Here is a 13,402-nt window from a genome sequence, read left to right on the forward strand (position 1 = left end):
ATGATTACAGACGCATCGGCATGACAACGTAGGCCGAGTCATCGTTGTCGGACTCTTGCACCAGCGCACTGCTGTTGGAGTCGGACAGGATCAGGCGAACCTGCTCAGTGGTCATCACGCCCAGCACGTCTAGCAAGTAGCTCACGTTGAAGCCGATTTCCAGATTGCCGCCGTTGTACTCAACGCCCACTTCTTCTTCCGCTTCTTCCTGCTCCGGGTTGTTGGCCTGGATCTTCAACTGACCGCTGGCCAGTTGCAGACGGATACCGCGGTACTTCTCGTTGGACAGAATCGCGGTACGGCTGAAAGCTTCACGCAACGCCTGACGATCGCCGAGCACCAGTTTGTCGCCGCCCTTCGGCAGAACACGCTCGTAGTCTGGGAATTTACCGTCGACCAGTTTAGAGGTGAAGGTGAACTCGCCCGTGGTGGCGCGGATGTGATGCTGACCCAGGACGATGCTGACATTGCCGTCCGGCTCGGTCAGCAGGCGCGCCAGCTCAAGGATACCCTTGCGCGGCACGATGACCTGGTGGCGATCCGGCTGACCGATGTCGGCCTGCATCGAGCACATGGCCAGACGGTGACCGTCGGTGGCCACGGCCCGGATGATCCCGGCCGAAACTTCCAGCAGCATGCCGTTCAGGTAATAACGCACGTCCTGCTGGGCCATGGCGAAGCTGGTGCGTTCAATCAGACGACGCAGTTTGCTTTGCTCAAGGCTGCAAGTCAGCGAACCCGGGCCTTCTTCAACAGTCGGGAAATCGTTCGCCGGCAGGGTCGACAGGGTGAAGCGGCTACGGCCAGCCTTCACCACCAGCTTCTGCTCGTCGACCTTGATGTCGATCAGCGCGTCGTTCGGCAGGCTTTTGCAGATATCCATCAGCTTGCGCGCAGGCACAGTGATGGAACCCGGGTCAGCAGGCTCTTCGAGTTGTACACGACCGACCAGCTCGACTTCCAGGTCGGTACCGGTCAGCGACAGTTGCTGGCCTTCGACAACCAGCAGCACGTTGGAGAGCACCGGCAAGGTCTGTCGGCGCTCGACGACGCCTGCGACCAGTTGCAGGGGTTTCAACAGGGCTTCGCGTTGAATGGTGAAATGCATGGTCTAGTCCCTTGCCTTAATAAGCTGCGCTGGTGTTCATCAAGTTGTCAGAGTACGCAGCAGGTTCTTGTAGTCCTCGCGGATGTCCGCGTCGGATTCCTTAAGTTCGTTGATCTTGCGGCAGGCGTGCAAAACAGTCGTGTGGTCGCGGCCGCCAAACACATCGCCGATTTCCGGCAGGCTGTGGTTAGTCAACTCTTTGGACAACGCCATGGCAACCTGACGCGGACGAGCGACCGAGCGTGAACGACGCTTGGACAGCAGGTCGGAAATCTTGATCTTGTAGTACTCGGCGACAGTGCGCTGAATGTTATCCACAGAGACCAGTTTATCTTGCAGCGCCAACAGATCTTTCAGGGATTCGCGAATCAGCTCGATGGTGATATCGCGGCCCATGAAGTGCGAGTGGGCGATTACGCGTTTAAGCGCACCTTCCAGCTCACGGACGTTGGAGCGAATACGCTGGGCGATGAAGAACGCCGCGTCGTGGGGCAGATCGACTTTGGCCTGGTCGGCCTTTTTCATCAGGATCGCGACACGGGTTTCCAGCTCCGGCGGCTCGACGGCTACCGTCAGGCCCCAGCCGAAGCGGGATTTGAGGCGCTCTTCAAGACCTTCGATTTCTTTAGGGTAGCGGTCACTGGTGAGAATGACCTGCTGGCCACCTTCGAGCAGGGCGTTGAAGGTGTGGAAAAACTCTTCCTGCGAACGTTCCTTGCGGGCGAAGAACTGAATGTCATCGATCAGCAATGCGTCCACCGAACGGTAGAAGCGCTTGAACTCGTTGATCGCGTTCAGTTGCAGAGCTTTGACCATATCGGCCACGAAACGCTCCGAATGCAGGTACACGACCTTGGCATTCGGGTTCTTCTTTAATAGATGGTTACCCACAGCGTGCATCAAGTGAGTTTTACCCAAGCCAACACCGCCATAAAGGAAGAGCGGGTTGTAACCGTGCTTGGGGTTGTCCGCCACCTGCCAGGCCGCAGCCCGGGCCAGTTGGTTGGACTTACCTTCGACGAAGTTCTCGAAGGTGAAAGTACGGTTCAGGTAACTGGTGTGCTTGAGCGCACCTTCGACCTGCACCGTGCGCTGCTCGGAACGCACCGGGGCCTGTTGAGAACTGGCGCCGGCCATTGGATCGAAGCTGTCGCGCGATGGCTCTTCACTGACTTCGGCAACTTTCTGGGTCGAACGCTTGCTCGGTGTGGCCGTCGGGGCAGGTGCCGGAGCACTGACAGGCGCTTGAGCCGCCTGTGCCTGAGACGCGGCGGCAGCCAGTGGCGCATTCGGGGCAGCCCGTGGAGCCGAACTGCGTTTGCTGCCTATTAATAAGGAAAGCGCCGGCGCCATGCCATTGCCATGCTCATCCAGCAGTTCAAGGACGCGGCCCAGGTACTTTTCGTTGACCCAGTCGAGAACAAAACGATTCGGTGCGTAGACACGCAACTCGTCGCCTTCGGCTTCGACCTGTAGTGGACGGATCCAAGTGTTGAATTGTTGGGCAGGCAGCTCATCGCGCAAAAGCTCTACGCACTGCTGCCAAAGTTCCACTGACACGGATATCCCCTAAGTTGAAAGCCGGTGAGGCAAAAACAAGCGGCCATTGTAGCGACCAGACGCCGACTTATCCACACGTAGGTGGGTTACTGACCAAGAAGAATCAACGTTTTATAGGTAAAAAAGACGACCAGTGGTCTGTGCATAAGCTCTGTGGATAACCGCCCTTGAGGTCGTTGCACAAGTGGGGGCGAAACTCGGTGGATAACCTGCCTGTGGATAACAGCCCCTTTCACACACAGCTTATCCGACAGCGCAGCACAGGCTGACCACCGTTTTCCACCGTAGTTGTCATTCTCTATACATCACGTGATATAAGGTCTGAAGGTAGTTATCCACAGATGATCGGTGTCCTAGCTTTTATAAGCTTTACAGAAAAGCTTTAAATACTTTCCTTCTTTATTTTTATATTTGGCTGGAGGTGAAGACGAGCAAAACGTCTGGAGATCTATTTATAAGGAAACGTTGGTTGGAAATTGACCTAGAGGCTTGCTTTCTCTAGAATCCCCGGTCTCTTAAAACGGGGGCCATTCCGGCCCGTTGTGGACGAACCAGGTAACACGACAATGAAACGTACTTTCCAACCAAGCACTATCAAACGCGCTCGTACCCACGGTTTCCGTGCTCGTATGGCTACCAAGAACGGTCGTGCCGTTCTGTCGCGTCGTCGCGCCAAAGGTCGTGCGCGTCTGGCAGTTTGATAAGCCGGCACTGGAGGTGAGTCAGGACTTCAGTCGGGAAAAGCGTCTGCTTACTCCCCGGCATTTCAAGGCAGTCTTTGACTCCCCTACCGGCAAGGTTCCGGGGAAAAATCTCCTGCTCCTTGCGCGCAACAACGATCTTGATCACCCCCGTCTCGGGCTGGTTATCGGGAAAAAGAGCGTAAAGCTCTCCGTCGAGCGCAATCGCCTCAAACGTCTGATGCGCGAATCGTTCCGTCTGAACCAGGATTCACTGGTCGGCTGGGATATCGTTATCGTCGCGCGCAAAGGTTTGGGTGACGTAGAAAACCCCGAATTGATTCAGCATTTCGGCAAACTCTGGAAGCGTCTGGCACGCAGCACGCCGGTACCAGCAGTCAAAACCGAAACTGTAGGGGTAGACAGTCCCGATGCGTAAACTGGCACTCGTTCCGATCCAGTTTTATCGCTATGCCATTAGTCCCCTGATGGCCAGTCACTGTCGTTTCTACCCCAGTTGTTCCTGCTACGCGTTAGAAGCCATAGAAAATCATGGCCTTCTGCGCGGTGGCTGGCTGACCTTTCGTCGTTTAGGTCGCTGTCATCCGTGGAATCCCGGTGGTTATGACCCGGTTCCACCTATCCCTACCTCCCGTTCTTCTTCGATGGCCGAGTAATCATGGATATCAAACGCACGATCCTGATCGTCGCCCTGGCAATCGTGTCCTACGTTATGGTTCTTAAATGGAACCAGGACTATGGCCAGGCTGCCCTGCCGACTCAGAATGTTGCTTCCAGTACTTCCGCACCGGGCCTACCGGATACGGCGACTGGCAATAATGCTTCTGTCAGTGACGACATTCCGCGCGCCGCAAGCGATACCAGTGCCACTGCACCTGCTGAAACACCAGTAGCTGCAAGCAAAGACCTCATCCAGATCAAAACGGATGTGCTCAACCTGGCTATCGATCCACAAGGTGGCGATGTTGCACAGTTGACGCTGCCGCTGTATCCACGTCGCCAGGACCATCCGGAAATTCCATTCCAGTTGTTCGATAACGGCAACGAGCGGACTTATCTGGCTCAAAGCGGTTTGATCGGTACCGATGGTCCGGACGCAAGTCCTGCCGGTCGTCCGGTTTACTCCTCCGAGAAGAAGATCTACCAACTGGCCGACGGTCAGAACCAATTGGTTGTAGACCTGAAGTTCAGCAAGGACGGCGTCAACTACATCAAGCGTTTCACACTGAAACGCGGCCTGTACGACGTAACCGTTTCCTACGTGATCGACAACGAAAGCGCCAAACCTTGGTCGGGTGCGATGTTCGCCCAACTGAAGCGCGACGCCAGCTCCGATCCTTCTTCCAGCACCGCCACCGGCACCGCGACTTACCTGGGCGCTGCCCTGTGGACAAGTAACGAGCCGTACAAGAAAGTGTCGATGAAGGACATGGACAAGGCTCAGCTGAAAGAAACCGTGAACGGTGGTTGGGTTGCCTGGTTGCAACACTACTTCGTGACCGCATGGATTCCGGCGAAGGGCGAAAACAACGTCGTCCAGACCCGTAAAGACAGCAAAGGCAACTACATCATCGGCTACACCGCCCCGGCAATGACTGTTGCGCCAGGTGCGAAAGCCGAAACCAGCGCTGTTCTGTACGCCGGTCCGAAAAGCCAGGCGGTGCTGAAAGAGTTGTCCCCAGGTCTGGAATTGACCGTCGACTACGGCATTCTGTGGTTCATTGCCCAGCCAATCTTCTGGCTGCTGCAACACATCCACGCGCTGGTCGGTAACTGGGGCTGGTCGATCATCTTCCTGACCATGCTGATCAAAGGGATTTTCTTCCCGCTGTCGGCAGCCAGCTACAAATCCATGGCCCGCATGCGCGCAGTGGCACCGAAACTGGCCGCGCTGAAAGAGCAACATGGCGATGACCGGCAGAAAATGTCGCAAGCCATGATGGAGCTGTACAAGAAAGAGAAGATCAATCCGCTGGGTGGTTGCTTGCCAATCCTCGTGCAGATGCCGGTTTTCCTCTCGCTGTACTGGGTTCTGCTGGAAAGCGTTGAAATGCGCCAAGCGCCGTTCATGCTGTGGATTACTGACCTGTCGATCAAGGATCCGTTCTTCATTCTGCCGATCATCATGGGTGCAACCATGTTCATCCAGCAGCAGTTGAACCCGACTCCTCCGGATCCGATGCAGGCCAAGGTGATGAAGCTGATGCCAATCATCTTCACCTTCTTCTTCCTGTGGTTCCCGGCTGGTCTGGTGCTGTACTGGGTAGTGAACAACTGCCTGTCCATCGCCCAACAGTGGTACATCACTCGTAAAATCGAAGCGGCTACTAAAGCAGCTGCCTGATTTACACTGTGGATAACCACTCAAAACGCCCCCTAGTGGGGCGTTTTGCTATCTGTCACTTTTGTCTGGATACCGGTTTATGAGCGCTCCTCGTGAAACCATCGCCGCCGTCGCCACCGCTCAAGGTCGTGGCGGCGTAGGCATCGTCCGTATTTCCGGGCCACTGGCGAGCGTTGCGGCCAAGGCCTTCAGCGGTCGTGAACTCAAGCCGCGATTCGCCCACTACGGCCCGTTTTTCGATCAAAACGAAGAGGTGCTGGACCAGGGCATTGCCTTGTATTTTCCGGGCCCGAACTCGTTCACCGGCGAAGACGTGCTGGAACTCCAGGGCCATGGCGGCCCGATTGTTCTCGACATGCTGCTCAAGCGATGCCTTGAACTGGGGTGCCGTCTGGCACGACCAGGTGAATTCAGCGAGCGTGCGTTCCTCAATGACAAACTCGACCTGGCACAGGCCGAAGCAATCGCCGACCTGATCGAGGCCAGTTCTGCACAGGCCGCCCGCAATGCATTGCGCTCCTTGCAGGGGGCATTTTCCGATCGTGTGCATAACCTGACCGAGCAACTGATCGGCCTGCGGATTTATGTAGAAGCGGCCATCGACTTCCCGGAAGAAGAAATCGACTTCCTTGCCGATGGCCATGTACTGAGCATGCTCGACAAAGTCAGGGAAGAGTTATCCACCGTGCTGCGCGAAGCCGGGCAGGGTGCGTTGCTGCGTGACGGCATGACGGTGGTGATCGCCGGTCGGCCAAATGCCGGTAAATCCAGTTTGCTCAACGCACTGGCGGGTCGTGAAGCAGCGATCGTGACCGAGATTGCCGGCACCACCCGTGACATTTTGCGCGAACATATCCACATCGATGGCATGCCGCTTCACGTGGTGGATACCGCTGGTCTGCGAGATACCGATGACCATGTGGAAAAAATCGGTGTTGAACGGGCGTTGAAAGCCATTAGTGAAGCTGATCGAGTGCTGTTGGTGGTCGATGCCACTGCACCGGAAGCGCTTGATCCGTTTGCGTTGTGGCCAGAGTTCCTGGAAACCCGCCCGGATCCGGCGAAAGTCACGTTGATCCGTAACAAGGCCGACCTCACGGGCGAAGCAATTGCCCTGGAAGTCAGTGAGGATGGCCATGTGACCATCAGCCTGAGTGCCAAGTCGGCCGGCGAAGGCCTGGAACTGCTGCGTGATCATCTCAAGGCCTGTATGGGCTATGAGCAGACGTCGGAAAGCAGCTTCAGTGCTCGCAGGCGTCACCTTGAGGCGTTGCGTCATGCCAGTGCATCCCTCGAGCACGGCCGTGCGCAGCTGACTCTGGCGGGTGCCGGAGAGCTACTGGCCGAAGATTTGCGCCAGGCTCAACATGCCTTGGGCGAGATCACCGGTGCATTCAGCTCCGACGATCTGCTGGGACGGATCTTTTCCAGTTTCTGTATCGGCAAATAGCCCTATCGTTGTCCACAGACAGGCCATTCGCGCCTGTCTGTTCTCACCCCTTTTCCTGAATTGCCTCCAGTGCCGAGCAGATTCTTTCTGCCTGGGCGGATTTTCTGCGCCCGGGATTTGATCAATCGGCGCTTTTCTGTGGATTAAGCCCTGTGAATAACTGCCGCTAAGGGCAGTTGATAACAGGGCCTCAAAACTGAAGATAACCGCCTCTGTGGATAACCACCCCTTTCATCCACAGGCTTACACCGGTTATCCAAGGGCCTCATTGGCACATGACCACAGGGTTTTGATTCTCTGTACATATTGAAAACAAAGGGCTGTACGAATCTATCCACAGAAATGGTGCTCAGTAGAAATAAACATAAAAACAAAGATTTAATAAATTTCTTTCTTTTTAATTTCTATAACCCCGACTTCTCCACAGCTGGTTAAATTTTGTGCAAAGGGTTCTTTAGGAAGGGCGAAGTCCCTATACTTGTCGACCAGGTCCAAAAACCTGAGCTCAAACTATTCCTGAATTACCTACTTAAGCAGGCACGAGGTGCGTGGTGGATTTCCCTTCCCGTTTTGAAGTGATCGTCATCGGCGGCGGTCATGCCGGTACCGAGGCAGCACTGGCCTCAGCACGTATGGGGGCAAAAACCCTGTTGCTGACGCATAACGTGGAAACCCTCGGTGCCATGAGTTGCAACCCGGCCATCGGCGGGATCGGCAAAAGCCACCTGGTAAAAGAAATCGATGCCCTCGGCGGCGCGATGGCCATGGCTACCGATAAAGGCGGCATTCAGTTTCGCGTGTTGAACAGCCGCAAAGGCCCGGCCGTGCGTGCAACCCGCGCCCAGGCAGACCGGGTTCTGTACAAGGCCGCTGTCCGCGAAGCACTGGAAAACCAGCCGAACCTGTGGATATTTCAACAAGCGGCTGATGACCTGATCGTTGAACAAGAACAAGTGCGCGGTGTTGTCACCCAAATGGGCCTGCGTTTCTTCGCTGACTCCGTGGTGTTGACCACTGGCACCTTCCTCGGTGGACTTATCCACATCGGAATGCAGAATTATTCCGGTGGTCGTGCCGGTGATCCGCCGTCGATCGCCCTGGCTCGCCGTCTGCGCGAATTGCCACTGCGTGTTGGCCGATTGAAAACCGGTACGCCGCCGCGTATCGACGGTCGGTCTGTGGATTTCTCGGTGATGACCGAGCAAGCAGGTGATACGCCGATCCCGGTGATGTCGTTCATGGGTTCCAAAGAGCAGCATCCGAAACAGGTCAGCTGCTGGATTACCCACACCAACGCCCGGACCCACGAAATCATCGCAGCGAACCTCGACCGTTCGCCGATGTATTCCGATGCAGGGTTGATCGAAGGTATCGGCCCGCGTTACTGCCCGTCGATCGAAGACAAGATCAACCGCTTTGCCGACAAGGAAAGCCACCAGGTCTTCATCGAACCGGAAGGTTTGACCACTCACGAGCTGTACCCGAACGGGATATCCACATCCCTGCCGTTCGACGTGCAATTGCAGATCGTGCAATCGATTCGCGGCATGGAAAACGCGCACATCGTGCGTCCGGGCTACGCCATCGAGTACGACTATTTCGATCCGCGTGACCTGAAGTACAGCCTGGAAACCAAAGTTATCGGCGGTCTGTTCTTCGCCGGGCAAATCAATGGCACCACCGGTTACGAAGAAGCCGGCGCCCAGGGTTTGCTGGCCGGGGCCAACGCTGCACTGCGTGCGCAAGGCAAAGACGCCTGGTGCCCGCGTCGCGACGAGGCGTACATCGGCGTGTTGGTTGACGACCTGATTACCCTTGGAACTCAAGAGCCATACCGGATGTTCACATCCCGCGCCGAGTACCGTCTGATCTTGCGTGAAGACAACGCGGACCTGCGCCTGACCGAAAAAGGTCGCGAGCTGGGTCTGGTGGATGACGCGCGTTGGGCGGCGTTCTGCACCAAACGCGAAAGCATCGCGCTGGAAGAGCAGCGCCTGAAAAGTACCTGGGTTCGCCCCGGCACTGAGCAGGGCGATGCGATATCCGAGAAATTCGGCACGCCGCTGACTCACGAATACAACCTGCTCAACCTCTTGAGCCGTCCGGAAATCGACTACGCTGGTCTGATCGCCGTGACTGGCGGGGGCGCAGAAGATCCACAAGTCGCCGAGCAGGTCGAAATCAAGACCAAATACGCCGGTTATATCGATCGTCAGCAAGATGAAATCGCGCGTCTGCGGGCGAGCGAAGACACGAAACTGCCTGTGGATATCGATTACACGAACATTTCCGGTCTCTCCAAAGAGATCCAGAGCAAGCTCGGTGCGACCCGTCCAGAAACACTGGGCCAGGCGTCACGCATTCCGGGTGTTACACCGGCAGCCATTTCGCTGTTGATGATTCATTTGAAAAAACGCGGCGCGGGCCGTCAGTTGGAGCAAAGCGCTTGAGTTCGTTGGTCACCTCGCAACACGCCGAAGAGTTATCCACAGGTGCTCGCCAGCTCGGTGTCACATTGACCGAAACCCAGCACGCGCAGTTGTTGGGTTATCTGGCCCTGTTGATCAAATGGAACAAGGCCTACAACCTGACCGCCGTGCGCGATCCGGACGAAATGGTCTCGCGTCACCTGCTCGATAGTTTGAGCGTGATGTCGTTCATCGAAAACGGTCGCTGGCTGGACGTTGGCAGTGGCGGCGGCATGCCGGGCATTCCACTTGCAATCCTGTTTCCAGAGTCCCAAGTGACCTGCCTGGACAGCAACGGCAAGAAAACCCGCTTCCTGACCCAGGTCAAACTCGAACTCAAACTGGATAACCTGCAAGTTATCCACAGTCGCGTCGAAGCCTTCCAGCCTGCACAGCCTTTCAACGGGATCATTTCCCGGGCGTTCAGCAGCATGGAGAACTTCAGCAACTGGACGCGCCACCTTGGCAACGCCGATACACGTTGGCTGGCAATGAAGGGCGTTCATCCGGCCGATGAGCTGGTAGCATTGCCGGCAGACTTCCACCTCGATAGCGAACACGCCCTGGCCGTACCTGGTTGCCAAGGCCAACGCCATCTGCTGATACTGCGCCGCACGGCATGATTGGGAACACAAGCAAGAATGGCTAAGGTATTCGCGATAGCGAACCAAAAGGGTGGTGTGGGTAAAACCACCACCTGCATCAACCTCGCAGCTTCCCTGGTTGCTACCAAGCGCCGGGTGCTGTTGATCGATCTCGATCCACAGGGCAACGCCACCATGGGTAGCGGTGTGGATAAACACGGCCTGGAAAACTCGGTCTACGACTTGCTGATCGGCGAATGCGATCTGGCCCAGGCCATGCACTTCTCCGAGCACGGTGGTTACCAGCTGTTGCCGGCCAACCGCGACCTGACCGCGGCCGAAGTGGTTCTGCTGGAAATGCAGATGAAGGAAAGCCGCCTGCGCAGCGCGCTGGCGCCGATCCGTGAAAACTACGATTACATTTTGATCGACTGCCCGCCGTCGCTGTCGATGCTCACGCTGAACGCTTTGGTCGCGGCTGACGGGGTAATTATCCCCATGCAGTGCGAGTACTTTGCGCTCGAAGGCTTGAGCGACCTTGTGGATAACATCAAGCGCATCGCAGAACTGCTGAACCCGAACCTGAAAGTCGAAGGCCTGTTGCGCACGATGTATGACCCGCGCCTGAGCCTGATGAACGACGTATCGGCGCAGTTGAAAGAACACTTCGGCGAGCAGCTCTACGACACGGTTATCCCGCGTAACATCCGCCTGGCCGAAGCGCCAAGCTATGGCATGCCGGCGCTGGCTTACGACAAGACTTCGCGGGGCGCCATTGCCTATCTGGCACTTGCCGGCGAGATGGTTCGCCGTCAGCGCAAAAATTCACGCACTGCCGCTGCTCAGGCAACTTAAGGAATCCCCATGGCCGTCAAGAAACGAGGTCTCGGACGTGGACTGGATGCACTGCTGAGCGGTCCGACCGTCAGCTCGCTGGAAGAGCAGGCTGTACAAGCCGATCAGCGTGAGCTGCAGCATTTGCCCCTGGACCTGATCCAGCGCGGCAAGTACCAGCCGCGTCGGGACATGGACCCGCAAGCGCTGGAAGAACTGGCGCAATCGATCAAGGCCCAGGGCGTGATGCAGCCGATCGTGGTTCGCCCGATCGGTAGCGGCCGCTTCGAAATCATCGCCGGCGAACGTCGCTGGCGTGCGAGCCAGCAGGCTGGCCAGGAAACTATCCCGGCGATGGTGCGCGATGTGCCGGATGAAACCGCCATCGCCATGGCGCTGATCGAGAACATCCAGCGCGAAGACCTCAATCCGATCGAAGAAGCGGTGGCATTGCAGCGTTTGCAGCAGGAATTCCAGCTGACTCAGCAACAAGTGGCCGAAGCGGTGGGCAAATCCCGCGTGACTGTGGCCAACCTGCTACGCTTGATCTCGTTGCCGGAAGTTATCAAGACCATGCTGTCGCACGGTGACCTGGAAATGGGTCATGCCCGTGCTTTGCTTGGTTTGCCGGAGAATCAACAGGTTGAAGGGGCGCGACATGTTGTCGCACGGGGGCTGACTGTGCGCCAGACTGAGGCACTGGTTCGCCAGTGGTTGAGTGGCAAACAGGAGCCTGCCGAACCGGTAAAACCGGACCCGGATATCGCCCGACTCGAGCAGCGTCTGGCTGAGCGCCTAGGCTCTGCGGTGCAGATCCGACACGGAAAGAAGGGGAAAGGGCAGTTGGTCATTGGTTACAACTCCCTCGATGAGCTTCAGGGTGTGCTCGCACACATTCGCTGAAACATTTCCTCATGTAGCGTGCAGTCGGAAATCACTACCTGACAGTTGAATAGGGGCAGAACCGCCCCTATACTCTGCGCGCATTTTGTCGGCACAAATTATGCCAAGTTATTGAATTCTGGCAGCCGACCATTGGGGAGTATTAGTGATGGAAACCCGCACGCCAAACCGCTTGCCGTTCCATCGCCTGGCAGTTTTTCCGGTGTTGATGGCTCAGTTTGTCGTGTTGCTGATCGCCGCTTTGGCGCTGTGGCAATGGCACGGAGTCGTTGCCGGGTACTCAGGACTCTGCGGAGGCCTGATAGCCTTGCTACCCAATGTTTATTTCGCTCACAGGGCATTTCGGTTTTCCGGCGCCCGAGCAGCTCAAGCCATCGTCCGGTCTTTTTATGCCGGCGAGGCGGGCAAACTGATTTTGACGGCAGTGCTTTTTGCATTGACGTTTGCAGGTGTGAAGCCATTGGCGCCGCTAGCTGTATTCGGCGTCTTCGTGTTGACCCAACTGGTCAGCTGGTTCGCGCCCCTGCTGATGAGAACAAGACTTTCGAGACCTTAGGGCGTTTGAGGCAACCATGGCAGAAACAACCGCTTCGGGCTATATCCAGCACCACTTGCAGAACCTGACCTTCGGTCAGCACCCAACCGGCGGGTGGGGTTTTGCCCACACCGCAGCAGAAGCCAAAGAAATGGGCTTCTGGGCTTTCCACGTCGATACCCTCGGCTGGTCGGTCGCTTTGGGTCTGATCTTCGTTCTTCTTTTCCGCATGGCGGCAAAGAAAGCGACTTCCGGTCAGCCTGGTGCTTTGCAGAACTTCGTTGAAGTATTGGTCGAATTCGTCGATGGCAGCGTGAAAGACAGCTTCCATGGCCGTAGCCCGGTGATTGCACCGCTGGCACTGACCATCTTCGTCTGGGTCTTCCTGATGAACGCCGTCGACCTGATCCCGGTCGACTGGATTCCTCAGCTGGCCATCCTGATCACTGGTGATGCGCACATTCCGTTCCGTGCCGTATCGACCACTGACCCGAACGCTACCTTGGGCATGGCCCTGTCGGTGTTCGCGTTGATCATTTTCTACAGCATCAAGGTCAAGGGCATCGGCGGCTTCGTCGGCGAGCTGACCCTGCACCCGTTCGGCAGCAAGAACATCTTCGTTCAGGCCCTGCTGATTCCGGTGAACTTCCTGCTGGAGTTCGTGACGCTGGTAGCCAAGCCAATCTCCTTGGCACTGCGTCTGTTCGGCAACATGTACGCCGGCGAGCTGGTCTTCATTCTGATTGCTGTGATGTTCGGCAGCGGTCTGCTCTGGCTTAGCGGCCTGGGCGTAGTTCTGCAGTGGGCGTGGGCTGTGTTCCACATCCTGATCATCACCCTGCAGGCGTTTATCTTCATGATGCTGACCATCGTTTACCTTTCGATGGCGCACGAAGAGAACCATTAAGGCCAGTC

At 56.7% G+C, this 13,402-nt stretch carries 13 protein-coding genes; 11 read left to right on the forward strand and 2 right to left on the reverse strand.

Translation table 11 applies throughout. From position 1 onward, the window contains the following. Nucleotides 1-4: 4 nt before the first annotated feature. Nucleotides 5-1,108, reverse strand: coding sequence for a DNA polymerase III subunit beta (gene dnaN, locus IB245_RS17285; protein ID WP_008027555.1), 1,104 nt, complete (start codon nucleotides 1,106-1,108; stop codon nucleotides 5-7). Between the two features lie 39 nt (nucleotides 1,109-1,147). Next, nucleotides 1,148-2,668: a chromosomal replication initiator protein DnaA gene (gene dnaA / locus IB245_RS17290; RefSeq protein ID WP_192228143.1), complete on the reverse strand. Its 1,521-nt coding sequence runs from the start codon at nucleotides 2,666-2,668 to the stop codon at nucleotides 1,148-1,150. Between the two features lie 566 nt (nucleotides 2,669-3,234). Between dnaA and rpmH the strand changes: the two genes are divergently transcribed. From rpmH to atpB, 11 genes are all read left to right on the forward strand, one after another. Further along, the gene (rpmH, locus tag IB245_RS17295; RefSeq protein WP_003213577.1) at nucleotides 3,235-3,369 is read left to right on the forward strand and encodes a 50S ribosomal protein L34; all 135 of its coding nucleotides are present in this window, start codon (nucleotides 3,235-3,237) and stop codon (nucleotides 3,367-3,369) included. A gap of 16 nt (nucleotides 3,370-3,385) precedes the next feature. Then, nucleotides 3,386-3,787, forward strand: a complete 402-nt coding sequence (rnpA, locus tag IB245_RS17300; RefSeq protein ID WP_028620331.1) for a ribonuclease P protein component — start codon at nucleotides 3,386-3,388, stop codon at nucleotides 3,785-3,787. Further along, nucleotides 3,780-4,025 carry a membrane protein insertion efficiency factor YidD gene (gene yidD, locus IB245_RS17305; protein WP_010207715.1) on the forward strand — a complete coding sequence of 82 codons (246 nt, stop codon included), beginning with the start codon at nucleotides 3,780-3,782 and terminating at the stop codon, nucleotides 4,023-4,025. Before rnpA ends, yidD begins: the two co-directional genes overlap by 8 nt. Nucleotides 4,026-4,027: 2 nt before the next feature. Next, a complete protein-coding gene (gene yidC / locus IB245_RS17310; RefSeq protein ID WP_192228144.1) occupies nucleotides 4,028-5,713 on the forward strand; it encodes a membrane protein insertase YidC in 1,686 nt (561 codons plus the stop codon). 79 nt (nucleotides 5,714-5,792) lie between these two features. Further along, nucleotides 5,793-7,163 carry a tRNA uridine-5-carboxymethylaminomethyl(34) synthesis GTPase MnmE gene (gene mnmE, locus IB245_RS17315; protein WP_192228145.1) on the forward strand — a complete coding sequence of 457 codons (1,371 nt, stop codon included), beginning with the start codon at nucleotides 5,793-5,795 and terminating at the stop codon, nucleotides 7,161-7,163. 551 nt (nucleotides 7,164-7,714) lie between these two features. After that, a complete protein-coding gene (gene mnmG, locus IB245_RS17320) occupies nucleotides 7,715-9,613 on the forward strand; it encodes a tRNA uridine-5-carboxymethylaminomethyl(34) synthesis enzyme MnmG (protein WP_192228146.1) in 1,899 nt (632 codons plus the stop codon). Next, the gene (gene rsmG, locus IB245_RS17325; RefSeq protein WP_192228147.1) at nucleotides 9,610-10,254 is read left to right on the forward strand and encodes a 16S rRNA (guanine(527)-N(7))-methyltransferase RsmG; all 645 of its coding nucleotides are present in this window, start codon (nucleotides 9,610-9,612) and stop codon (nucleotides 10,252-10,254) included. The genes mnmG and rsmG overlap by 4 nt, the downstream gene beginning before the upstream one ends. A gap of 18 nt (nucleotides 10,255-10,272) precedes the next feature. Then, the gene (locus tag IB245_RS17330) at nucleotides 10,273-11,070 is read left to right on the forward strand and encodes a ParA family protein (RefSeq protein ID WP_008027543.1); all 798 of its coding nucleotides are present in this window, start codon (nucleotides 10,273-10,275) and stop codon (nucleotides 11,068-11,070) included. A gap of 9 nt (nucleotides 11,071-11,079) precedes the next feature. After that, nucleotides 11,080-11,952, forward strand: a complete 873-nt coding sequence (locus tag IB245_RS17335; RefSeq protein ID WP_192228148.1) for a ParB/RepB/Spo0J family partition protein — start codon at nucleotides 11,080-11,082, stop codon at nucleotides 11,950-11,952. A gap of 148 nt (nucleotides 11,953-12,100) precedes the next feature. Further along, the gene (locus tag IB245_RS17340; RefSeq protein WP_008027539.1) at nucleotides 12,101-12,508 is read left to right on the forward strand and encodes a F0F1 ATP synthase subunit I; all 408 of its coding nucleotides are present in this window, start codon (nucleotides 12,101-12,103) and stop codon (nucleotides 12,506-12,508) included. 16 nt (nucleotides 12,509-12,524) lie between these two features. Further along, the gene (atpB, locus tag IB245_RS17345; protein WP_008027537.1) at nucleotides 12,525-13,394 is read left to right on the forward strand and encodes a F0F1 ATP synthase subunit A; all 870 of its coding nucleotides are present in this window, start codon (nucleotides 12,525-12,527) and stop codon (nucleotides 13,392-13,394) included. Nucleotides 13,395-13,402: the final 8 nt, after the last annotated feature.

Origin of the sequence: Pseudomonas sp. PDM02 (genome assembly GCF_014852285.1) — a bacterium.
GTDB classification, from domain to species: domain Bacteria; phylum Pseudomonadota; class Gammaproteobacteria; order Pseudomonadales; family Pseudomonadaceae; genus Aquipseudomonas; species Aquipseudomonas migulae.

Coding starts and splice junctions, on each gene's coding strand:
- dnaN (WP_008027555.1), bottom strand. CDS start 1,108: ATGCATTTCACCATTCAACGCGAAGCCCTGTTGAAACCCCTGCAACTG.
- rpmH (WP_003213577.1), top strand. CDS start 3,235: ATGAAACGTACTTTCCAACCAAGCACTATCAAACGCGCTCGTACCCAC.
- yidD (WP_010207715.1), top strand. CDS start 3,780: ATGCGTAAACTGGCACTCGTTCCGATCCAGTTTTATCGCTATGCCATT.
- yidC (WP_192228144.1), top strand. CDS start 4,028: ATGGATATCAAACGCACGATCCTGATCGTCGCCCTGGCAATCGTGTCC.
- mnmE (WP_192228145.1), top strand. CDS start 5,793: ATGAGCGCTCCTCGTGAAACCATCGCCGCCGTCGCCACCGCTCAAGGT.
- IB245_RS17330 (WP_008027543.1), top strand. CDS start 10,273: ATGGCTAAGGTATTCGCGATAGCGAACCAAAAGGGTGGTGTGGGTAAA.
- IB245_RS17335 (WP_192228148.1), top strand. CDS start 11,080: ATGGCCGTCAAGAAACGAGGTCTCGGACGTGGACTGGATGCACTGCTG.
- IB245_RS17340 (WP_008027539.1), top strand. CDS start 12,101: ATGGAAACCCGCACGCCAAACCGCTTGCCGTTCCATCGCCTGGCAGTT.
- atpB (WP_008027537.1), top strand. CDS start 12,525: ATGGCAGAAACAACCGCTTCGGGCTATATCCAGCACCACTTGCAGAAC.